Annotated in this window: 23 protein-coding genes and 3 tRNA genes; 10 read left to right on the top strand and 16 right to left on the bottom strand. The window is 38.8% G+C overall.

Going from position 1 to position 23,391, the window contains the following annotated elements; translation table 11 throughout:
* Positions 1–49: 49 nt before the first annotated feature.
* Positions 50–934: a hypothetical protein gene (locus tag ACTS4L_RS04210; RefSeq protein WP_440617179.1), complete on the top strand. Its 885-nt coding sequence runs from the start codon at positions 50–52 to the stop codon at positions 932–934.
* Between the two features lie 300 nt (positions 935–1,234).
* A complete protein-coding gene (locus ACTS4L_RS04205) occupies positions 1,235–1,930 on the top strand; it encodes a winged helix-turn-helix domain-containing protein (protein ID WP_440617178.1) in 696 nt (231 codons plus the stop codon).
* A gap of 10 nt (positions 1,931–1,940) precedes the next feature.
* On the opposite strand, the gene ACTS4L_RS04200 is transcribed toward ACTS4L_RS04205, so the two are convergent.
* The 4 genes from ACTS4L_RS04200 to ACTS4L_RS04185 form a co-directional block, all read right to left on the bottom strand.
* Positions 1,941–2,615 carry a pyrimidine 5'-nucleotidase gene (locus ACTS4L_RS04200; protein ID WP_440617177.1) on the bottom strand — a complete coding sequence of 225 codons (675 nt, stop codon included), beginning with the start codon at positions 2,613–2,615 and terminating at the stop codon, positions 1,941–1,943.
* A 137-nt stretch (positions 2,616–2,752) separates the two neighbouring features.
* Complete coding sequence (locus ACTS4L_RS04195; protein WP_440617176.1) at positions 2,753–3,256, bottom strand: GNAT family N-acetyltransferase; 504 nt, start codon at positions 3,254–3,256, stop codon at positions 2,753–2,755.
* A gap of 11 nt (positions 3,257–3,267) precedes the next feature.
* Positions 3,268–3,534: a DUF1778 domain-containing protein gene (locus tag ACTS4L_RS04190; protein ID WP_440617175.1), complete on the bottom strand. Its 267-nt coding sequence runs from the start codon at positions 3,532–3,534 to the stop codon at positions 3,268–3,270.
* 213 nt (positions 3,535–3,747) lie between these two features.
* Positions 3,748–4,638: a ketopantoate reductase family protein gene (locus ACTS4L_RS04185; protein WP_440617174.1), complete on the bottom strand. Its 891-nt coding sequence runs from the start codon at positions 4,636–4,638 to the stop codon at positions 3,748–3,750.
* Between the two features lie 278 nt (positions 4,639–4,916).
* Here ACTS4L_RS04185 and ACTS4L_RS04180 point away from each other — a divergent pair, with 278 nt between their 5' ends.
* From ACTS4L_RS04180 to ACTS4L_RS04145, 8 genes are all read left to right on the top strand, one after another.
* Entirely contained in the window at positions 4,917–5,597 is a 681-nt protein-coding gene (locus tag ACTS4L_RS04180; protein WP_440651738.1) for a DUF1028 domain-containing protein, read from the top strand.
* 55 nt (positions 5,598–5,652) lie between these two features.
* Complete coding sequence (locus ACTS4L_RS04175; RefSeq protein ID WP_440617171.1) at positions 5,653–6,888, top strand: M20 family metallo-hydrolase; 1,236 nt, start codon at positions 5,653–5,655, stop codon at positions 6,886–6,888.
* Positions 6,889–6,914: 26 nt separating this feature from the next.
* Positions 6,915–8,345, top strand: a complete 1,431-nt coding sequence (locus ACTS4L_RS04170) for a YfcC family protein (RefSeq protein WP_440617170.1) — start codon at positions 6,915–6,917, stop codon at positions 8,343–8,345.
* A 114-nt stretch (positions 8,346–8,459) separates the two neighbouring features.
* On the top strand, positions 8,460–8,999 hold the full coding sequence (locus ACTS4L_RS04165) for a gamma carbonic anhydrase family protein (RefSeq protein ID WP_440617168.1): 540 nt from the start codon (positions 8,460–8,462) through the stop codon (positions 8,997–8,999).
* A 5-nt stretch (positions 9,000–9,004) separates the two neighbouring features.
* Complete coding sequence (gene lolB / locus ACTS4L_RS04160) at positions 9,005–9,709, top strand: lipoprotein insertase outer membrane protein LolB (protein ID WP_440617167.1); 705 nt, start codon at positions 9,005–9,007, stop codon at positions 9,707–9,709.
* Entirely contained in the window at positions 9,691–10,527 is an 837-nt protein-coding gene (gene ispE, locus ACTS4L_RS04155; protein ID WP_440617166.1) for a 4-(cytidine 5'-diphospho)-2-C-methyl-D-erythritol kinase, read from the top strand. Before lolB ends, ispE begins: the two co-directional genes overlap by 19 nt.
* A 35-nt stretch (positions 10,528–10,562) precedes the next feature.
* Positions 10,563–10,637, top strand: a tRNA-Gln gene (locus ACTS4L_RS04150).
* Between the two features lie 181 nt (positions 10,638–10,818).
* Positions 10,819–10,980: a hypothetical protein gene (locus tag ACTS4L_RS04145; protein ID WP_440651736.1), complete on the top strand. Its 162-nt coding sequence runs from the start codon at positions 10,819–10,821 to the stop codon at positions 10,978–10,980.
* Here ACTS4L_RS04145 and murB read toward each other — a convergent pair.
* The 12 genes from murB to ACTS4L_RS04085 form a co-directional block, all read right to left on the bottom strand.
* Positions 10,977–11,813 carry a UDP-N-acetylmuramate dehydrogenase gene (gene murB, locus ACTS4L_RS04140; RefSeq protein WP_440617164.1) on the bottom strand — a complete coding sequence of 279 codons (837 nt, stop codon included), beginning with the start codon at positions 11,811–11,813 and terminating at the stop codon, positions 10,977–10,979. The two genes, ACTS4L_RS04145 and murB, sit on opposite strands and share 4 nt — an antisense overlap.
* A gap of 2 nt (positions 11,814–11,815) precedes the next feature.
* Positions 11,816–13,099: a UDP-N-acetylglucosamine 1-carboxyvinyltransferase gene (locus tag ACTS4L_RS04135; protein ID WP_440617162.1), complete on the bottom strand. Its 1,284-nt coding sequence runs from the start codon at positions 13,097–13,099 to the stop codon at positions 11,816–11,818.
* Between the two features lie 7 nt (positions 13,100–13,106).
* Positions 13,107–14,546: a ribosome biogenesis GTPase Der gene (gene der / locus ACTS4L_RS04130; protein ID WP_440651734.1), complete on the bottom strand. Its 1,440-nt coding sequence runs from the start codon at positions 14,544–14,546 to the stop codon at positions 13,107–13,109.
* Between the two features lie 82 nt (positions 14,547–14,628).
* The gene (gene rbfA / locus ACTS4L_RS04125; protein WP_440617160.1) at positions 14,629–15,066 is read right to left on the bottom strand and encodes a 30S ribosome-binding factor RbfA; all 438 of its coding nucleotides are present in this window, start codon (positions 15,064–15,066) and stop codon (positions 14,629–14,631) included.
* 2 nt (positions 15,067–15,068) lie between these two features.
* Positions 15,069–17,807 (bottom strand): translation initiation factor IF-2, encoded by a 2,739-nt coding sequence (infB, locus tag ACTS4L_RS04120; RefSeq protein WP_440617158.1) that lies wholly within the window; start codon positions 17,805–17,807, stop codon positions 15,069–15,071.
* 10 nt (positions 17,808–17,817) lie between these two features.
* Complete coding sequence (nusA, locus tag ACTS4L_RS04115) at positions 17,818–19,299, bottom strand: transcription termination factor NusA (RefSeq protein WP_440617157.1); 1,482 nt, start codon at positions 19,297–19,299, stop codon at positions 17,818–17,820.
* Positions 19,300–19,329: 30 nt separating this feature from the next.
* Entirely contained in the window at positions 19,330–19,794 is a 465-nt protein-coding gene (gene rimP / locus ACTS4L_RS04110) for a ribosome maturation factor RimP (RefSeq protein WP_440617156.1), read from the bottom strand.
* 106 nt (positions 19,795–19,900) lie between these two features.
* Positions 19,901–19,977: transfer RNA gene (locus ACTS4L_RS04105), tRNA-Met, on the bottom strand.
* A 123-nt stretch (positions 19,978–20,100) separates the two neighbouring features.
* On the bottom strand, positions 20,101–20,352 hold the full coding sequence (locus ACTS4L_RS04100) for a BrnA antitoxin family protein (protein WP_440617155.1): 252 nt from the start codon (positions 20,350–20,352) through the stop codon (positions 20,101–20,103).
* Positions 20,306–20,584, bottom strand: a complete 279-nt coding sequence (locus ACTS4L_RS04095) for a BrnT family toxin (RefSeq protein WP_440617153.1) — start codon at positions 20,582–20,584, stop codon at positions 20,306–20,308. Before ACTS4L_RS04095 ends, ACTS4L_RS04100 begins: the two co-directional genes overlap by 47 nt.
* A gap of 271 nt (positions 20,585–20,855) precedes the next feature.
* Positions 20,856–20,933, bottom strand: a tRNA-Val gene (locus tag ACTS4L_RS04090).
* Positions 20,934–21,005: 72 nt separating this feature from the next.
* On the bottom strand, positions 21,006–23,249 hold the full coding sequence (locus tag ACTS4L_RS04085; RefSeq protein WP_440617152.1) for an NADP-dependent isocitrate dehydrogenase: 2,244 nt from the start codon (positions 23,247–23,249) through the stop codon (positions 21,006–21,008).
* Positions 23,250–23,391 lie beyond the last annotated feature (142 nt).

Raw genomic sequence — 23,391 nt, 5'->3', positions numbered from 1 at the left:
CAAGCTGCTGAGTAGTTACCAATATTTAATAAATACAAGAGGAATATAAATGAGTAAAGTAATTAAAAGCATTTTGATTTTGACTATTATTTTTATACGTAGCAATTCTTTTGCTGGAAATGATCCTGATTTCAGCGCAGTTAAGGGAAACGCTAAAAAGCCGACTTATTTTGTTAGTCATAACATCAAAGGCGTAATCTCCTCTTTTTTAGCCCCCACCTCTAAAGAGCTAAAAAATTATTCTTGTTGTGTGGCTTCTGAAAGTTATGCATTAAAAAGTATATCTATTGCTCCTGATGGAATTGTGAAAGTTAGATATACGCATTACTTTGATGGTGATGATCACGTATACGAAACCAATATACTATCGCTTGATAGTTTAATAGAAAACATTAACTTAGGTTATGTTGTTTATGTTGATTCAGTTGAAGAGCTAGATTTTTTCTATGCTACGGAAAGAGTCGAGCACGACTTTTTTAGAATCGCAATTAAAAATAAATGCACAAATTTAAAGAAATTAAAATTTCCGCGCAAATGGAGGGCCTATACTAGTAAGACTTACAAAAAAGCTATTGATTCCATTGTGAGTAATGAATCTTTAGAAGAACTAAGGCTTCCTCTGCTATCTTATGATAATTACAATTATTTTGATGAAAAAGCAATAGATAGATTAACAAATTTGAAGCATCTAGATATTTCTTTTGCCAAAAACTATCATGATGATTTTGATTTTATCTTAATGTTAAAGAAGTTGAATATAAAGAGCATTACTATAGGGGGTAACCGCTTGAGTTTTAATTTTTTAACAGATTTAAATAAAGTGAATAGCTTGGAGAAGATCATTTTAGTAGGAACTGTGCCCAAAGAGGATGAAAAATTTATTAAAGATAATCTGACTCAATTCGGTATAAAGGTTGTGGTGATCGATAGATAAATAAGATATCTCTATGCGGTCGAAGACAGAGCACCACGAGTGATACCCGTGGGTGAATGAGGTTACCGCATAACGAAGTTGTGCAACGGATCTGACGCTCAAGAACCACGGGGTTACTCAGGGTATCTATCTACAATCGCATAGAATTATAGTAGACCACGAACGACAACTGGAATCTAGGTACTGTTTTGGATTGGCAAACTTACTTTATCAAAACATTTAAACTTTTATTACGTATTTTTAACAAGCACATGAATAGACTCTACTTAACGATGTTAAAAATTGGTTGAGGAGATAATTATGCGCATTTTTATAGAATCCAAAAATTTGCTTTTAAAAGAGCAGTTAAAGACTCTTTTTTTGAGAAAAAAACAAACAGTCACAATTAATTTCCACGATGAATATATAAACGAAGCTGACATCTGCATAATCGACCACACTTTAAACACTTCAAGCAAAAGTAGTTTGGGGTTAATAAATAGTCTCTCAAAAGTTATTTTATTGCTTCCACCTAATTATCAAAAGCAAAATTTATATAAGTATTATCGTCGTGGGCTTTTGTGCTCTTTAAATGCCCCTTTGCCATTAGATATTTTGGTTAGAGTATCCTTTAACCTATATGCTCAGCAAACAGATTTTGTCACTATTGATCTTTACAGCCAAAAGAAAAAATATTCTTATAGATTCGATGATTTTATTTTAAAAAATGTCCCAATGACATTGATGCAGGTTGGATCGACAGAAGTATTAGAAATCAGTTATACAGAGCACAAAACCTTAGAAATACTACTTGAACATCCCTTTCAAGTAGTCCCCAGAGGTCAAATATTTGAAAGAATTAATCAATTCAGATCTTTTGAAAGCGATCGAATAGTTGATATTACAATACATAAACTTAGAAATATTTTCAAAAGAAATAACAAGGATAAGTTAATCAAAAGTATATATGGCGTTGGCTATATGTTACAAAGCCAAACAAAGCTAACAAAGGAGTAGTAAACTACCCCTAAACCCGCTTTTCTAAAAACTTTCCTTTTAAAAAGGATGGTACATCTTCGACAAAATAATCAATCTCAGGGTGCGCTATAAAGCGTGCATGTGCTGTATCATCAGCGTTAACAAGTACCGTTGTCATTCCCATATGTTTGGCAGGAATTAAATTATGTGATGAGTCTTCAAAAAAAACTGCTTTTTTAGGGTCTATATCCAAGCGCTCAAAGCAAAATTGATATGCTTTAGGATCTGGCTTAGGCACAAGCCCCGTACACTCTAATGTGACAACATCTTTAATCACCTCATCAAGGGATAATTTAGACATCACCCGATCCGCATGATAAAGCGAGCCATTAGTGAAAATAGATAAGTGTTTACCATTTGATTTTAAGCTATTTAACAAACCTAAAAGCTCATCATCCAAATGCAAACGCTCCAATGGCACATTATCAATCACTGCCAGAAATTCATAGGGATCAATTGCATGGTGGTGCATTAAACCATGCATTGTTGTGCCAAAGCTGTGATAATATTCTTCACGCAAAAAATCTGCTTCTTTGCGCGTTACTTTTAACTTCTCAATAATAAAGTCAGACATATTGCGTAATTGCAAATCAAAAAATGCCGAGCTTGCTGAATAAAGTGTGTTATCTAAGTCAAAAACAAAGTGTTTAAAATCTAAATGCATAAGATGTTGTAGCTATTTCCTATGGTGTCAGCTTATACCAGTTACCAAGCATTTGATAGTGTTTCTTTGCTTAAGAACTTATCGATAATTGATAATCAAAGTAAACTAGAAAAATCATCTATACTGAACACAACAGGCTATCCAAACATCCCTTTAATCGTATCCATTGTGATAAATAGTTGATTATCCCTCAGCGTTAAAAAACCATAGCGTTTATAAAATCGCTCCGCTGTATGATCTTTTGCACCAACAACCACTGCAATCGATCCTATAACCGCGCTATTGTCATAAGCACGAGCTAAAGCATCAACCAAAAGCAGCTCACCATAGCCTTTTCCTTTTGCCTCACTTTGAACTGCTAATCGACCTAATAATGTTGCCGGCAAGTATGGATATTTTGGCAGCTTCTTCGCCATTTCATCATTGATACTGGACAATTGATCCAGATGAATAATGGTTGATGAAAGCGTATAAAACCCTATTAAAGAAGAATTATCTTGCAAAATATACGTTGCACAAACGTGTCTTTTCATATCTTGTTTAGCTTGCTTGAGTATGTAGTTGTTTAATGCCACATAACCACAGTCAAATTTAATGCCAGACATTTTTTGTTTTGTTAACAACTCAATCTTTAATGCCATTAATCACCCTGCTAGGAAACAGTTTTCTTATATGTTTGATACGCTTTTTTCAGTGCATCATTAGTCTCAGGTGGATTTTCTAATGCAGTAAGAAAGTTTTTTTGTTGTGATAGCGTTAGTTTAATTAAGTTTTGTTCGGTCGTAACCTTCTTAGCAAAGCTCATCATGGCTCGCACACCAAATTCAGTTAAAGACACACCCATTAATTGAGCTGCTCTCTCAAAAATAGCTTTGCTATCATCTGTCACTTTAAACTCTATTCGCGCTGATTTACTCACAACATTACCTCATCCGTAAATTATACGGATATTATAGTTTTCAAAAGGCAATTAGGCAATTAGTCAATTATTATGATCAACACCTAATTTTTCGATCTCCAAAAACACTAAGCAATGAATCAATAATAAGTTACGTCAGCTAACACCTCTCCCCTTGTGGGAAAGGTCGTGCAGCTTAAGCTGCGCGGGTGAGGAATGTAATTGAAGTTCAATTTATTTTTGCATTATTACCAACTGCTCATATAAACCCTCAAGCGCTGGCATTTCTAGATTCTTCAAGCGTGCCATTTCAAGCACATTTTCATAAATGCTGCCAAGCTCCATCGGTTTATTTTCATTGTAGTCATACCACATACTAAAGTAAGCATGTCTGTACTCTGGCTTAGCTAAAGCAATAAGTAAATTATCAATCGCTTCAACATTAAGTTCAACGTCATAAGCATGAGCTACCGTAATAACTTCAAGCGCAATCTCGCGAATCATCTGAGTAATCTGAGGGTTACGTGCCAGTGTATTCATATCTGCTTGAAACACAACCGATGCACCATTGCATGGTGCGCTCACAAGTAATTTATGAAAGCGTAAATCCAATACACTCTCTTTCTTACTCACTTCAACAAAAGCCTTACTCAACGGACAATCAATACTTACATTATCTCTTGGCTGCAAATAAGCATAATCAATATTACATAATTGATTGTGCCATGTAACTTCATTTCCCTCTTTACTGACTTTAATATGACTTATTGCACCAATAATTGTATTACTTTCATTTATATACTTGACCAGTTTTTCTTCTTCACCAATCCCATTTTGCAATAATATAATGACTTTATTGTATAAATGCCCTAATCGCTTAAATATCGACTCATTTGCCGTTGATTTTGTGCAAATAAAAATAACATCACCATCAATATCCTCAACACAATCAACAATATCACTAAAGCTTGCAGCAAGCTTCATACCACCAGTGATCGTAAGGTCAATTGCTTGTTGATTTTCTGGCTTTTGCTTTAAAACCAACTGCACTGCAACACTTGAGTTTTGTAAGCGCACAGCAATAAATCCACCAATTGCGCCAACACCTATAATACTTACCTTCATAATCATCCTTTTTCATCCTAGCTTGCCTTATGGTATATTGCCCGTAATGTGATTACTAACCCGATGGTAACGGTAACTGGCGATGTGAATATCGACCAGATGAACTCAATATAGCCAAATATTAGCATTCGTGGTGATTTACTCACAACATCACCCATCTGTAAACTGTCTCGATATTTTAGATTTCAAAACATGATTAGTCAGTATTATGATAAAAGCTTGTAGATAAATTTGACGTCTAAAACCAATGCTGTTAAATTTGTACAGAATGGTTATTTATGGGGGAAGTTTTGACCTATTCAATTGTTGCAAAAGAAAATGAGACTTACGCAGTAGCAACTGTCACTGCATCGATCTGCGTGGGTGGCTTTGTACCACACGCTTTTTGCGATGTGGGGGCAATTGCTACACAAGGCTATTATACGAACATATTATATGCAGATAAAATTAAGCATGCTATACAAATGGGAAGCACTGCGGAAGACGCAATAAACAAAGCTATACTCGCCGATATAAATCGTGAATATCGCCAGCTAATTGTCGTTGATAAAATGGGCAATACTGCAGCGCATACAGGTTGTAAAAACGAAGGCTATGCTGAAGCAATTTGTCAGAGAAATGTTGCAGTCGCAGGTAATCGACTTCAAAGCAATAGAGTGCTTGAAGACATGCTTGACGGGTATTTCTGCGCGGAAGGTAACCTTGTCGATAGGTTAATATTAGCATTAGAATCTGGCTTAAAAGCAGGAGGTGATAAAAAAGGTGCCGTTTCCACTGCCATTAAAGTTGTAAATGCAAATAAAAGCCCTATCGACTTAAGGATTGACTCAACGCAACGCCACCTTCTTATAGATGAATTGAGAGACTTATACCAAAAGTATTGTCATATCGACTTTCAGTCATTTATTAATGCCATTCCAACCAAAAGCGCCTACAGCAAAGCAGGTAATGACCCATAGCTAATCTCGGCAAGCGTAATATAAAAATTAACAAAATGAAATAAAACATATAAAGATGGGAAATAAAATGATTCATTACGACGAACAAGAAATAAGCACATACTTCGAGCAAGCATCGCAGTTTTCTTCAAGCCAAAAAGGAGTAACTCGCTTATACTGTTCAAAAGAACATAAAGAGTTTCTCCCAGTACTAAAGAGCTGGATGGAAGAAGCAGGTTTAGAGGTTCATTTAGATGCTATAGGAAATCTCAGAGGTCTATATAAAGGAGAGAATAGAAGCAAAACACTAATCATAGGATCTCATCAAGACACAGTCATTGAAGGCGGAAAATATGATGGCATTTTAGGTGTTCTTTTACCGTTGTATGTGCTGAAAAAATTATATGAAAACAATGTCAGCGTCCCTTGCAACATTGAGTTAGTAGCCTTTGGTGATGAAGAAGGTGTTCGTTACCCTGAAACACTTTTGGGTAGTAGGGCATTATGTGGCAATGTTACAAATGAAGACTTAACCATTGTTGACAAAGATGGGATATCATTGGTTGATGCCTTAAAATTTATTGGTGCAGATCCAAATAAACTTGCAGAATGCTCATACAGCAAAGACGAAGTTATCGGTTTTTTTGAGGTTCATATAGAACAGGGCCCTGTACTTGAGGAAAAAAAACTACCTGTTGGCATTGTTACAGCAATCACAGGCATTGAACGCCACCGCATAAAGCTTCAAGGACAAGCAAATCATGCAGGAACAACACCGATGCATTTGCGTAAAGATGCACTACTAGCAGCAGCAAACATCGTCTGTTATGCAAATAACCTTTTTGCCCAAACTGAAAACCTAGTCGGTGTTGTTGGTGAGCTAACAGTGAAACCAAATGCCGTCAACGTCATTCCTGACAGTGTTGAGATGACTGTTGAAATACGCTCTCCTACTCCAGAAATACGTCAAGATGCCGCTAAGAAAATATACCAATATGCAAACGATGTAGCTAAAAAATCACAAATACAAATAAATGCCAACAAAAACTATCAAATGGATGGTGCTAGATGTGACTCTAATCTACAACAGCAGCTTGCAAAAGCAATAACTTCACTTGATATCCCAGCATTTCACTTATTTAGTGGCGCAGGACATGATGGGCTTGCTATGCAGAGTTTAACACCCATTGCTATGCTATTTTTGCGCTGCAAGGCTGGATTAAGCCATCACCCACAAGAAGAGATTGATTTTAAAGACACTATCATAGCTGCCCAAATACTTGAACACTTTATAAAACACATTGAAATCTAACATAATATAATACCTGGGGGGGGGACATGAATAAACATAAAGTACAAAATAATTTTTTCATAGAGGATCATCTTACTAACGAGTCAGCTAAAAAATGGTATCAAAAAATTGATGACCCAATGGCATTGATATTTTACATATTGGTTATTGCAGTTATTTTAACCTATTTGATTCCTGCTGGAGAGTTCCACAGAATTACAGTCAATGGAAAAGTCACCGTAGTCGCGCATTCATACCACCATATTAAGCAAACACCCGTTAATATTTTTGATATGTTTGTCGCCATTCCAAAAGGCCTTTTAGCTGCTGGGCAATATTTATTTATTGTGTTTATAGCTGGAGGGTTATTTCATTTACTCTCAATATCAGGAGCATTAGAAAATGCAATTGGGACAGCGGTCAAACATATTGGGGTTGAAAAAAAGAACGTATTAATCTTTTTAGCAACTTATCTTTATGGCATTTTTGGCATAAGTGTGGGCTTTGAGAATAACATCGCGTTAATTCCTATCGCAATATTAATTTCCTCTGCACTTAATTTATCTAATGTTGTAGGAGTCTGTATTGCTGTTGGTGGAATTGGTATTGGTTTTGCCTTATCTCCTATCAATCCTTATACAATTGGCGTGGCTCAACATCTAGCACAACTACCTTTGTTTTCAGGGGCTCTATTAAGGAGCATTCTCGTTTTTGTCACATTATCAGCACTAGCTTATTACATAGTACGCTTTGTAGCTCCTAAACACCAAATTTTCGAACAAAGTGATAAAGAATATGATTTGTCGCTAACAAAAGAACTACATGAATATTCTATGTCATTAAAAGATAGTCTTATTATTGCAACCTTATTCATTGGCATTATCATTATTGCTCTTGGCTCTGCATTTATAGACGGATGGTATATTAATCAAATTGCTGCTGTTTTTTTAATAGTGGCCTTTATTGTTGCAATCATCAATAGATACTCCCCAAATTACTTTATTCAGACCATGATAAAAGGAGCCTCTACTGTCACAGCTGGTGCTTTAGTGATTGGCATGGCTGCATCCATCAAGGTGGTTCTAGAGCAAGGACACATTATTGATACAATTATATATCACCTAAGTGGATCACTAGATAATATTCCAACCATGCTATCAGCTATTCTGATGAGCGTCGTTCAAGGAATAATAAACTTATTTATCCCTGGAGGGTCTGGGCAAGCTCTAGCAACAATGCCTGTGCTTTTACCTGTTGCTCAACTCATTGGAATGAGTAAGCAGTTGATGATATTGGCATTTCAAATAGGGGACGGGCTTACCAACCTTATAGTACCAACCTCGGGCGGAACGCTTGCTATGTTAGCTCTAGGGCGAGTTTCTTATACTAGTTGGTTAAAAGTAATACTCCCATTTATGCTTTTTGCTTATCTAATATCTTGGTTGTTTATAGCAATTGGTTACTTTATTGGTTATTAACGTATCTACCATTACCAGAGTTCACCCCGCAAAAGACAAAGCAAGAAACTCTGGAAAATGGTTTGTGTTGGGTATATATTTCCTCTTATTAGCTTAAAACAAAAGAGTATTACCATGCCCATTCGTTCATTTAATGGCAAAACACCCAAGATTGCCCGTGATGTATTTATTGACCCCATGGCAACAGTAACTGGAGATGTGAGTATTGGTAGCATGAGCTCGGTGTGGCCAAATGTTAGCATTCGTGGTGATTTACTTAATATTACCATTGGTAGCAAAACCAACATCCAAGACAATTCGATTTTGCACACGACACAATTTCTTGATAGCCTAGGCACTGGCTATGATACACGCATAGGTGACGAGGTAACCATTGGTCATAGCGCCGTTATCCATGGCTGCCATATTGGCAATCGCGTCTTAATTGGCATGGGGGCCATTATTTTAGATGGCGCCATTATTGAAGATGATGTCATTGTTGGCGCGGGTTCTCTGGTGCCACCAGGTAAACGCCTTCTATCAGGTTTTTTGTATATTGGCTCCCCTACTGCTCAAGCTCGCCCATTAAAGGATAGTGAAAAGGTTTATATTAAAGCCAATGCTCAAAATTATGCTGAAGTCATGCAAATACATAAAAAAGAGCTTGGGGTCTAAAGCTAATGTTTAAAAAACATATCCCCCCTGCTATTGCTTTATATTCCTTGACTACTGTTTTTATTTTACTAATAACAGGTTGTACTACTATCAGCACACCTAAAACACCGCTTACTCCCATCGTCCCAAATCAAGAAAATATAGCATACAAACAAAGTTTTCAACCGAATCAAAATACTGAACTCAAGCTAGCCCAAGCTTGGCAAAGCTATCAGCAAAGCTTACAAAAACTAACCCAATGGCAAGCATCTGGTGTGATTGGGATTATCATCAATCACAAAGGAGAATCGGCTAACTTTATCTGGAAACAAAACAAACATGACTTTTGGATTCAAATTTATGGACCATTAGGCATAGGTGCAACCACTTTTTCTGGCAATAGTAACGAAGTTAAGTTAAAGCGTAGCAATGGCGAGGTTATCAAGTCTCAGAGCCTTCAACAACTTATGCAGTCACAACTTGGCTGGAGTTTACCGATTGAAGGCTTGTATTATTGGGCGCGTGGCTTATATATGCCGCAAGTACCTTACAGCAAAACACTCAATAATTTTGGCTTGGTGCAAAATTTAAAACAGCAAGGCTGGCAAATCCAATATAAAGACTACATGCTCTATGACAATCAATATCCGCTTGCTGAGAAAATCATATTTCGCTATGGTGACGATTTAAAAATTACACTTGTGATTAAATCATGGCTTTTAAACCCATAACTTACACTTCCTATGCCAAGATCAATCTTTTTCTACACATTACGGGTAAACGTGATGATGGCTATCACAACCTACAAACTTGGTTTCAATTTGTTGATTTAAAAGACTTCCTACACTTTTCATTAAGAGAAGATGGGCATATTAAACTATCAGCCAATGTGAGCATCGGCAAAGATCAAGATAATCTAATCTACAAAGCTGCACTTGCATTAAAACCCTTTGCCAAAGCTAATACAGGTATTAATATTCATCTTGATAAAAACATCCCCATGGGCGCAGGACTAGGGGGTGGTAGCAGCAATGCAGCAACAACACTTATTGCACTCAATAAACTATGGCAATGCCAGCTTTCTGATGGTCAACTACATAAGATTGGACTGAGTCTTGGGGCTGATGTACCGATATTCTTATTCCAGAAAGCTGCGTGGGCAGAAGGCATTGGCGAGATATTAACACCTAAGCCTTATATCGAACAATATGCCTTAATTATTAAACCTCAATTTCATGCTAGTACTGCCGTTTTATTTAATCACCCTAAGCTCAATAAATCTAAAGTAATCTTAGATAATGCAAAAACCATAAATCCACTACTGCACGAAAATGTGTTTTTTGAAGTCATCAATACCCTTTACCCTGAAGTGATTAATGAACTGCAAAATTTACCTCAAGCCAATGACCTAAGACTCACTGGTACAGGTGCTTGTTTTTACCTCCTGAGCACGGATTACCATCAGCTTTTACAAAATCAGAAAAAGTTAGAAAAAGATGTTGACAGTTGGATAGTGAAAACATTAAACTTTGCACCTGTCGAGCAATGACAACCCCTTAACTAAGCGGTTTTCACGATCAATATTGGGCTGTCGCCAAGCGGTAAGGCAACGGGTTTTGATCCCGTCATGCGCAGGTTCGAATCCTGCCAGCCCAGCCATAGAACATCATGTTTTTTCAAGATAAAATAAATAAGTTTAAGATATATCCATTTTTTATTGAAGCATTATCAGTATACCTCTGGTCTATTAAAATACTACTGTATTAATCAAAGGAAATACCGATTTCATAGATGAGCAAATTGAGGCTTATACCGCTCGTAAATCATTTTGCGGTGTTAGATGTCGAAGAAGTTTTTGATGTTTTTGGGTGATGGAACTGCAGGCAATAGCTGGGACTATTGGCAAAATTGCATCACCCAAAAGGGCGCAAAATTCAATGACAAAAATGCTGTAAAATGGTTTATGGGCGGTATAAGTATGAATTATTGCACAACACGTTAAACCAATATCTGTTCTAACTCTAACTGCACTTGATAATGCATTAATACTTCTTGCTTGATATGCTCAACTAGTTGAAGTATCTGCTCTCCAGTGGCATTACCGGTATTGATAATCACACCACCGTGCTTTGGTGATATCTGCGCACCACCAATTTGAAATCCTTTAAGACCTATTTTTTCAACCATTTCACCAACGGTAATATGGTAATTAGGGCGCTTAAACACGCTTCCCGCACTTGGCTCACAGGGTAGCTTTGCTTGACGCTGTGAAAGAATATTATCCATTTTAGCTTTAATTTCTATTTGCGGCTTTAGCGATAAATCAAAACACGCCCCAAGAATAATCACAGTTCTTGTTTTAAACATTGAATAGCGATAACCATAATCGATATCCGCTTTATCAATCCGCTTTAGTGTAAAGCTCTCACTATCCAAAATATCAACATAACGTACATGATCATAAATTTCATCGCCATAAGCGCCCGTATTCATAATCATCGCCCCACCAATACTTGCCGGCACATCAAAAAATGTCTCAACACCACTTAAACCATGATCATAAGCGTATAAGGATAGCTCTTTTAACAACACGCCAGCTTCAGCATAAACACCGTCGCTCACGTGCGAGATCTTTTTAAACTGATCCTTAATCACAACAAAAACCACATCGTCATACACGCTTTGCGTCAAAATAATATTACTGCCATTACCCAAGATAACCACTTTTGTGTGTCGCTTGTAGATTTCAATGATTTCATCTATCGATTGCGGGAAATACACATGCTTGGCAAAGCTTTCGATATGATAAGTATTGTAAGCCTTTAACGAAAACATAATCACTCTTCTTTATCAATACTGATGTGCATAAAGTGGGTAAGGTTCTCAAGCAAATTCTCATAGCCACGAAAAATTTGCTCTGCTGAAGTAATCGTACATACCTGATCGGATAACGAGGCTCCCATCAACACTGCCATTCCAGCTCTGAGATCATAGCTTTTCATACTTGTGGCATGCAAAGGCTCAACAATATCACCAAACACTTTGATCTTATTACCTTGGTAATCTATCGGGAAGTTAAGCTTTTTAAGCTCATCAACATATTTGATGCGCTCGGGGTAAACGGTATCAGTAATCTCAGATACACCATCGGCTTTAGCACACATCACCGCAAAAATGGGTTGTAGATCTGTTGGAAACTCAGGATAAGGCATTGCTATAATGTTCACCGGTGTTAATACGCTTTTTTTACCATAAAAGCAAATACGGCTATGCTCTGCATCAAACTGCCATTTCGCTCCCATTTGCTTTAAAACATCAAGCGGTTTTGCAATATACTCTTTGGTATCAACCCCTTCAACACACACATTTAAACCATGCAAATAGGCCAAAGCCGCATAGGTCATTGTCTGAATACGATCATACATTACACGGAAATTCACACCAGAGAGCTTCTCGACACCGTCGATCTGCATCATGCGTGCACTGTGGTCGATTTTGATCTTAGCACCCGCATAATTTAAAAAACTTGCAACCTCTATCACCTCGGGCTCTAGTGCAATATTCTTAAGCTTCACTTGCGCAGTTCCTGTTGTAGCATATAGCATCAAGTTGATACTTGCTCCCACCGATGGATAACGCAATGTGTGCTCAATCGATTTATCTGCATGATGCTCAATCACAATATGATATTCATCATGCGTGACCTTTGCCCCCAAAGCTTCAAAACCTAATAGGTGAATATCAAAAGGTCTTTGCTCGCTAAATGAGCAGCCTCCAGGGTAGCCTATTTTCAACACACTGACTTTTTTAGCTAAAGCGCCAAGCAGCATCAGTGATGTTCGTGTGCGTCGCGTGTAATTACTAGAAAGCTCTATTTTATTGACTTTTTGCGGAGAAGTGACAGTTACCACACCTTCTTGACTATCAACTTTTCCTCCAATTGCCTGCAAGATATCACACACGGCATGGTAATCACGCAGGCTTGAAGGCACATTATCAAACGTTGTTGCTTCTTCAGTTAGCAAACTAGCAAAAAGCAAGTGCAACAAGGCATTCTTAGCACCTGATAATTTAATATTAACATCCTGAAGATGGTGACGTTTACTGACTTTTAACTGCATAAAATAACTAATCTTTGTGTTGCTTTAAAGCCCGTTTTTTCTGCATTTTCTCCTTTTGGGTTTGCTTATCCCTATAACGTTGCAATGGTGTTGATTTTTTTTGTTTCGTCGGTTCATAAGGATTTTCAGATTGCTTAAACTCAAAACTAATTGGCGTGCCTACCAAGTTAAAAGCCTCACGGAAAAATTTCTCTAAATAGCGCTTATATGACGCAGGCAAATTATTTACCTGATTACCATGAATCACGATAATTGGCGGATTGTGCCCGCCCATATGTGCATACTTTAGCTTAATCCTTGATTTACCTGACATCGGTGGCACATGATCTTGTGTTGCCATTTTTAAGACTTGTGTTAATTCTGGTGTCGCTATCCTTTTGGTGGCACTTTTATAAGCATGTTTCAATGATGCAAACAGATGTCCAACATTGGTGCCGTGTAATGCCGAGATAAAATGAATATCAACATAGTCTTTTAAAAACACCAAACGACGGTTGATCTCTTCTTTAAGGTTTTCTCTATCTGAGGCGCTCATGCCATCCCATTTATTGACCGCAATAACCATCGCCCGTCCAGCATTCAAGGCAAAGCCCATCAAGTGCATATCTTGATCGGTTAATCCTTCTTTGGCATCAATCAACACAATCACCACATTAGCATCTTTGATCGCTTGCAAAGTTTTAACCACCGAGAATTTCTCAAGTGTTTCGCGCACCTTACCTTTACGGCGAATACCTGCTGTATCGATAATTGTATAATCTTCATCATTGCGCGAGAAAGGAATATACACACTATCAATCGTGGTGCCAGGCATATCATAAACAACCACTCGATCTTCACCTAACATACGATTGGTTAGTGTTGATTTACCAACATTCGGACGACCTATTAAAGCAAAGCGAATACCGCGCTTGTTGGCTTCACCTTCAGCATGTTCGGAGTCTTTAATTGCTTTATCACACAAAGGTAATAAAGTATCTGATAATAAGTTACTCACACCACGCCGATGACTCGCTGCAATTGCAAATAATGCTTCAAAACCCAGTGAGTAAAAATCAGCTGCGGCAACCTCTTCCTGCATCCCATCGGTTTTGTTAATCACTAGCACTGAAGGCTTACCACGTGTACGCAGAAGCTCAGCAATGTACAGATCTCCCGCAGTTAACCCAGCTTGCGCATCAACAACGAAGTAAACAAGATCTGCCTCTTCAATGGCAAGCACAGATTGATCAGCCATTGATCCATCAACACCGGCGTCATTATCAGATAAGCCACCCGTATCAATGACGATAAAAGGTTGCTCCTCAAATTCCGCTTGACCATACTGGCGATCACGCGTCACCCCTGGCATATCATAAACCAACGCATCACGCGTGCGTGTTAAAGCATTAAAAAGTGTCGATTTACCGACATTGGGACGACCAACTATAGCAATGACAGGAATCATAATTCTAGAACTTAAGTACTCTTGATATTTCTGCTTGGCACTATAGCTTATTTAGGTCTAAAGAACAAATGCTGATACGCGATCAACGCAACCTTTCGCGTGGTTCGTCATGATCACCATCCTTATGATCATTATTCTCATTTTCACTCTGTTCCTGCTGGATAAATTTTTCGTCCTCTTGACGAGCTTTCTCGATTAACGAATTCATTTTATTACCATAAGCTAATGATTCATCATAGAAAAAGCGTAAAGCCGGCGCGACACGTAAACGCAGCTCTTTGGCAAGCGCTGTACGGAAAAAGCCCTTGGCTGAATCTAATGCTTTTACCACTTGTGACGGATGCGTTTCCGTGCTTAATGATGAGAAAAACACCTTAGCATAAGATAAATCTTTAGATACCTCGACACCGGTGATAGAAACCCATTGCAAACGCGGATCACGGACTTTGGTTGCTAGCAATGCGACGATGATCTTTTGAATCTCATCACCAACACGCTCAACGCGTGAATTACTTGCCATAATTATATCTCTCTCTTGATTTCAACCGTTTCAAAGACTTCGATTTGGTCACCAACTTTAACATCATTATAGTTCTTAACACCAATACCGCATTCTATGCCTTTTTTGACTTCAACGGCATCATCTTTGAAGCGTTTTAACGATTCTAAAGAACCTTCGTAAATTACCACTTGATCACGCAATACACGAATCGGGTTGTGTCGTTTAATCACGCCATCAATAACCATACAACCGGCAATCGAACCAAACTTCGATGATCTAAAGACATCACGCACTTCAGCAACACCGATGATTTGTTCTCTCAGTTCAGGCGATAGCATTCCCGACATCGCTTGCTTCACATCATCGATTAGATCATAAATAATGCTGTAATAACGTAGTTCAATACCGTCAGTCTCGGCTTGCTTTCTAGCCGTTGCATCCGCACGAACGTTAAAGCCAAAAAGCACCGCTTGAGAAGCAACTGCCAGTGACACATCTGAAATGGTAATTCCACCAATGCCTGATGCAATAACCTCGACTTTAATCTCATCATTACTAAGCTTAACCAATGATTCGCGAATCGCTTCAACTGAACCTTGAACGTCCGCTTTAACGATCACGTTCAAGGTTTGACGTTCACCTGTGGACTCACCCATACGATCAAATAAGCTTGATAACTTACTGGCTTGCTGCTGCTTCAAACGCTCATCTTTTTTCTTTTGCGATCTGAACTCAGCTACTTCACGTGCTGTTTTCTCATCTTTAACAGCAACCATCTCATCTCCGGCATTAGGCACACCTGAAAGACCTAGTATCTCAACAGGCGTTGACGGACCTGCCGTGTTAATTTTTTGCCCAAGGTCACTCATCATCACACGAATACGTCCGTATTCGGTACCACATAATACAATATCACCTTGATTTAGTTCACCACTTTGCACCAACACAGATGCAACAGCTCCACGACCTTTATCTAAGCGTGATTCAATGACAACACCTTTTGCTAAGCCTTTATCAACCGCTTGAAGCTCTAATACTTCAGCTTGTAGTAATACAGCATCTAGTAGCGCATCAATACCTAAACCTGATTTAGCTGAAACATGAGCGAACATGACATCGCCACCCCACTCCTCAGAGATGACATCAAGCTGTGAAAGCTCAGTTTTAACACGATCCGGATCTGCTTCAGGTTTATCCATTTTATTCACTGCAACAACAATCGGCACTCCAGCAGCACGCGCATGCTGAATTGCTTCTTTTGTCTGTGGCATCACACCATCATCAGCAGCAACCACAAGAATAACAATATCAGTACTTCCAGCACCACGGGCTCGCATTGCAGTAAAGGCTTCATGCCCAGGGGTATCCAAGAATGTAATCTGACCTTTTTGTGTTATTACGGAATAAGCACCAATATGCTGTGTAATACCACCAGCTTCACCTACAGCAACACGCGTTTTACGAATATAATCCAAAAGAGACGTCTTACCATGGTCAACGTGTCCCATAATGGTTACGACTGGTGCACGTGGTCTAATCTCTTGACTTGAAGAATCAACAACTACCGTCTCTTCTAATGTCTCATCACGATGCAATGTGTATTCATGACCTAACTCTTCAACGATCAAAATTGCTGTTTCTTGATCTAGTGGCTGATTAATCGTTGCCATCACACCCATTTTAAATAGCACCTTGATAAGCTCAGCAGCTTTTACTGCCATTTTTTGTGCTAGCTCATTGACCGTGATACCTTCAAAAATCACGACTTGTTTCATGGCTTTTTCAACCGGCTTGGTGAATTGCTGTGTTTTGACTTTGTTTAACTGCAATTTCTTAGACTTAGAATTTTTACGCGAAAAACCATAACCGTCGTCGTCATCATACAGCCCACGTGAGCCTTTCTTAGCTAAGGTTGATTTTGACTTTTTTGCACCTTTGCGTGAGTCATTGTCTTCATTTTCATTTGATCTACGCTTTGTTTTATCAAGCGTTTTCTTGTGCGTAGCTTTTGCCTCATTAACTGAATTATTGTCTACTACTTTATCTTCAACAACCTCCGGTCTTGATGTGATTTTAAAACCATTATTTTTTGGCTTTTCAGCGGATTTTTCAGTAATCATAAAACCACTATCGGATGCTTGATCTACTGCATTATCAGTGGTTGACTGCTTCTCAGCTTTTGCTGGCTTCTCTAATTTTTTAGGTTTGGGAATAGACTTACCAGTTTGCGCTTTAACTTCTTTTGCTTCTGGCGGCACACTATCAATAGCCACCTCTTCTGCTTTAGGATCTGCTTGAGGTTGCTCCGACGCTATCACTTCTTCTGCCACATTACCGTTTGCTACAATAGTGTCTTGTGTCACCTGTGATTCAATCGCTGACTCATTATGAACACCATCATTAACCTGTTCAACATCAACTGATTCATGCTGTTTGGCAACAAGTGTTTCATCCTCAATCTGCTCCTCAGTAACATCAACTGCTGGTGCAACAAGCGTCTTCTTTTTACGCACTTCAATATTAACCTTGCGATTACCGGCAACTTTCAACTGTTTTGTTGTCTTTCTCTGCAAAGTTACTGATGATTTCTTCTCCGTTGAACCACCTTGGATAAAGCTAAGAAGCTGGTTTTTTTCGGCATCAGTTACTAAATCATTGATGCTTTTCTTATGCACACCTGATTGTTCAAACTTCTCAAGTAGTACACTTTCATTAATTTTTATTAGTTTGGCTAGTTGCGCCACTGTCATCTCTGCCATCACATTTCTCCTACTTCTCGTTATCCTCTTCAAACCAAGGTGCACGCGCAGTCATGATCAAAGCTGCCGCCTCATCTTCAGAGATCGAAATAATTTCGCGTAAATCATCAACGGCTAACTCAGCTAAGTCTTCCATTGTAATCACATCTTGTTGCGCTAATGCATCTGCCCACTCAGCCGTCATACCTTCCATATTCAACAAGTCTTCCGCTGGCTTGTTCGCAGCTAAGGCTTGTGAAATAAGCGCCGTCTTGGCTCGCTCTTGCAATTCCTCACAAATTTCGTTATCAAAACCTTCAATCTCAAGCATTTCCTCACGCGCCACGTAAGCAACTTCTTCAAGACTCGAAAAACCTTCCTCGATCAATACTTCAGCAATATCTTGATCGATATCCAAAGCTTCCATAAACAGCTGAATGTTTTTCTCTTCTTCTTCTTGCTGCGCTTTTTCAGCAACAGAGCTTGAGATAACATTGATATGCCAGCCGGTTAAAGCAGTTGCCAAACGCACGTTTTGACCACTTTTACCTATCGCTTGTGATAATTGATCTTCTTGCACAGCAACCTGCATTGCTTGCCTGTCTTCATCTTGGACAATAGAAGTCACTTCAGCCGGAGCTAGCGCATTCATTACAAACTGTGCTGGATTATCATCCCACAATACGATATCAACACGCTCACCTTGTAACTCATTAGTGATCGCTTGAATTCGTGAACCTCGCATTCCAACGCATGCCCCAACAGGATCAATACGCTTGTCATTTGATTTTACAGCCACTTTAGCACGTGAACCTGGATCACGCGCAATGCTGACGATATCCATTAACTCCTCAGCCACTTCAGGTACTTCAAGAATCAATAAGGCATGTAACATTTTTTTATTAGCGCGTGACAAAATAATTTGCGGCCCCTTACCATCATCATCAATACGCAAAACGCACGCACGCAGCTTATCATTTAAACGATAATTCTCTTTAGGCAACAGCTCTTTTCTAGGCAGGACACCTTCAGCATTTTCACCCAGATCAATAATTAAAAAATCACGCGTGGTACGCTTAACTTCACCATAAACAATCTTGCCAACTTTATCACGAAACTTTGCCACCATTAAGCGGCGTTCTTCATCACGGACTTTTTGCATAATGATTTGCTTAGCAGTCATCGCCGCAATGCGTCCAAACTCAACCGAGTCAACAGGCTCCATCAGCACATCACCAACGACTACGTTATGCCCTTTCTCTTGAGCAACATCAACATATAGCTCTGCTGCATAATTCTCAATCTCATGATCTTCATCAACGATTTGCCATTGACGATATGTCTCATAGTCACCGGTTTTACGATCAATCTTAACGATAATTTCAGCATCCTCTTCAAAACGCTTTTTAGTTGCCATCGCCAAGGCTTCTTCCATGGCTGAAAAAAGTAAATCTCTTGAGACTTCCTTCTCATTAGCAACGGTTTCAATAACCAGTAGTAACTCTTTACTCATAACTTTCACCTATATCCACATTATTAAAGGTTAAAACTTTGGCACAACGCGCATTTTATCAACATTGTGAAAATCAAAACGAATTTCTTCGTCTTCTTCTGTTTTAACTAGCACCTCATCATTAGCTACTGAGATAATCACACCTTTAAAGCGGCGGCGATTGTTCTCCGTTGCTTGACGCAACTGTACTTTAACTTCAAACCCCTCCAGTGCCTTTGCCTGCAATGCATTAAACACGCGACGATTCACCCCTGGAGAAGAGACTTCCAACGAATAAGCACCACTGATTGGGTCTTCAACGTCTAAAATTGCACCCACAGCACGACTGACTTCTTGACAGTCATCAATTGAAATACCTTCTTCATGATCGATAAAAATACGCAAGGTCATACTGCCAGTATCTGCAGAATATGCATCCATTTCAATCCCCCATAAAATAAATCCAAGGCTCTCTACTTCTGGCGCAATAAGCGCTTTTAACTGATCAATCAACATTCCAACACACTCCTTGGGATATAAAAAAAGGACTACTATGAGTCCTTTTTATCTACAAAACAAAAAGGCCCATAAGGGCCCGAAATTTTTCAAAATCTTTTTAGGTTGGTAGCGGGGGCTGGATTCGAACCAACGACCTTCGGGTTATGAGCCCGACGAGCTACCAGGCTGCTCCACCCCGCGTCAACTGTGGGACATATTAGCAAATTTTTTTTAAATTGCAAGACTTAAGTTTGAAATTTTCTTAATCACTGAGATAACATTGAAAATGTTCAGCGACATGGGCAACCGTCGAGGATGATTTGCTTAATGACAGCGCTTGTACTCTCTAAGGACAGAGTTAATTTTTGTTTGGTAGCCTTTACCCATTGATTTAAAATAATCAATAACATCGCTATCTAGACGAATTGTTATAGATTTTTTCTTATGGGCTAAAGGCTCAAATTGAGCCCAATCAGCATCACCCATATCAACGCTATCAGAATAATCAATCTCGCTATCTTTCATCTGCTTAATAGCGCTTAATTGCTGCTTGATATTTGGTTTTTTCTCTTTCATTTGCTTTCCTCATTGATATGATTCTAATATTACCACTTCGCTTCGCGTATACAATATTAAACAAAGAGCCATCATACATTGAATAAGCTATATACCTGGTTTCGCCGTAGTCAACTCTGTTATCAATTGCAACAAGCATCAAGTCATTAAAAAGATATTCAGCAAGCTCAAATGACACTTTGTGCTTTTCCAAATTTAATAGACTTTTTGCTTCATCCCATTCAAATTTCATATTTATCGCAACTGATATCACCTAAATAAAGCGTACATACAAAAGTAATTACTGTCAATATGTGTTAATGATTCTGGGATAGAAATAGAGAATGACTTGTTTAATAGCCCAACCACACCACATAACTTTGTGTAAAAAAAAATGATAATTACACAAACCATTCGATTGAACTAGAATATAATTGATATTTTTGCGACCTTGTGAAAATAACTACTGTTTTTACTTTGATTTTCAAACAGATTGAAACCCTTGCAGTAAAAGGCTTTGAAGATGGTGGTCGCTACTGGACTCGAACCAGTGACCCCTACCATGTCAAGGTAGTACTCTAACCAGACTGAGCTAAGCGACCAATGAGCGGAGATTATAATTCGTTTATAGAAAATCACAAGCCCATTTCGTGATTTTCTGCCAACTTTAACAATTAAGCGTTAACAGGCTCTTTTGCTAGGTTATTAATAACCTGATTAAGTGTCGCACTTGGGCGCATTATTTTTTCAATTTTTTGCGCATTCGGATGATAATAACCATCAATATCGACGGCAACACCTTGAGCGTCATTAAGTTCAGCGACAATTTTAGCTTCATTATCTTTAAGCACTTGTGCTACTGGCTTAAATACATGAGCTAATTGCGCATCTTGCGTCTGCTTAGCTAAACTTTCCGCCCAGTACATTGCCAAATAAAAATGACTACCACGATTATCAAGCTCACCTACTTTGCGTGATGGTGATTTATTATTATCTAAGAACTTAGCATTTGCCTGATCTAATGCATCGGCTAATACGCGCACTTTGCTATCATTTGTTTTATTGGCTAAATCATCTAAAGAAGCGGCTAATGCTAAAAACTCCCCTAATGAATCCCAACGCAAATGATTCTCGGCGACTAGTTGCTGTACGTGCTTAGGGGCCGAACCACCTGCTCCTGTTTCATACAATCCACCACCGGCTAGTAGTGGCACGATCGATAGCATCTTAGCACTTGTGCCTAGTTCCAATATCGGGAATAGATCTGTTAGATAATCACGCAATACATTACCTGTTGCTGAGATCACGTCTTTACCGGCTTTGATCGCTTTAAGTGAAAAGCGCGTTGCTTCAACCGGTGACATAATATGTATCTCAAGACCACTGGTGTCATGAGTTTTAAGATAGGTTTTTACCTTAGCAATCAAATTCGCATCATGCGCGCGCTTGTCATCTAACCAGAACACAACAGGTGTATTGGTAATACGCGCACGTGACACAGCTAACTTCACCCAATCTTCAATCGCAACATCTTTGGTTTGACACATACGCCAGATATCACCCTTTTCGACATCATGTGATAACAGTGTATTACCATCAGCATCAATAACACTGATTTTACCGTCAGCCGTGATTTCAAACGTCTTATCATGTGAGCCATATTCTTCTGCTTTTTTTGCCATTAAGCCGACATTAGCCACACTACCCATCGTCGTTGGATCAAACGCCCCATGCACTTTACAAAAATCAATTGTTTCTTGGTAAACACCAGCATATGAGCGATCAGGAATCATCGCCTTTGTATCCTGTAACTGACCATCACGCCCCCACATCTTACCAGAAGAGCGGATCATCGCAGGCATAGATGCATCAACAATAACATCATTTGGCACGTGCAAGTTGGTAATTCCTTTATCAGAATCAACCATCGCAAGTTCAACGCGCGTCTTATAAACATTCTCAAGGTCTTGTTTAATTGCCGCTTGCTCAGCTTCTGGCAAGCTCTTAATCTTGGTATATACATCACCAATACCATTATTGGGATTAACACCAAGCTTGGCAAAAACATCTGCATATTTGTTAAAGACATCCTGATAATAAATACTCACTGCATGTCCAAAGATAATTGGATCAGACACTTTCATCATTGTTGCTTTCATATGTAGTGATAGCAACACATCATCTTTTTGCGCTAGATCAATTTGCTCAGCAAAGAATGCTCTTAACGCCTTAACCGACATTTTAGAGGCATCAATAACTTCACCCTTTAATAATGGAAATTCTGACTTAAGTGTCTCACTTAAGCCCGCCTTATCGGTAAATACTATTTTCACCTTGGTATCATTAGCGATAACCGTTGATACTTCACTACCATAAAAGTCATCACCTGACATGTGAGCCACATGTGATTTAGAGCCTTTATCCCATGCGCCCATTGAGTGCGGATGTTTTTTTGCATACTCTTTTACCGCTTTAGCCACACGACGATCTGAATTCCCTTCACGCAACACTGGGTTAACAGCACTGCCAAGCACCTTCGCGTAACGCGCTTTTGTTTCTTTTTCTTCAGCCGTTTTCGCATCAACTGGGTAATCAGGAATCGGATATCCTTGTGATTGCAACTCAGCAATTGCCGCTTGCAATTGTGGGATTGATGCGCTGATATTTGGCAGCTTGATGATATTTGCATTTGGTGTTTTAGCGAGTTCACCTAAAATAGCTAACTCATCTTCGTGACGTTGTTCCTTGGTTAATGACTCCGGAAAATGAGCAAGTATTCTTGCTGCAAGTGAGATATCTTTTGTTTCAACATCTATACCACAAGGCTTAGTAAACGCCTCAATAATCGGCAGTAATGAATAAGTTGCCAACATTGGCGCTTCATCTGTATGGGTATAAATTAGCTTTGTTGAGCTCATGCTTATGTCCTCTTATCTTTTGAATATATATACCGCTCATAAACCATTTCACAATATTTCTGCCATTGAATTTTCCACCCTTTTGACTGACTGAATTTTGGCAACAGTCCTAGCTATTACCTGCAACCCAATCTCCCAAAAA

It is taken from the genome of Cysteiniphilum sp. 19S12-1, assembly GCF_052030685.1.
Lineage (GTDB): Bacteria > Pseudomonadota > Gammaproteobacteria > Francisellales > Francisellaceae > Caedibacter.
This window is presented reverse-complemented; position numbering and strand designations above follow the sequence as displayed.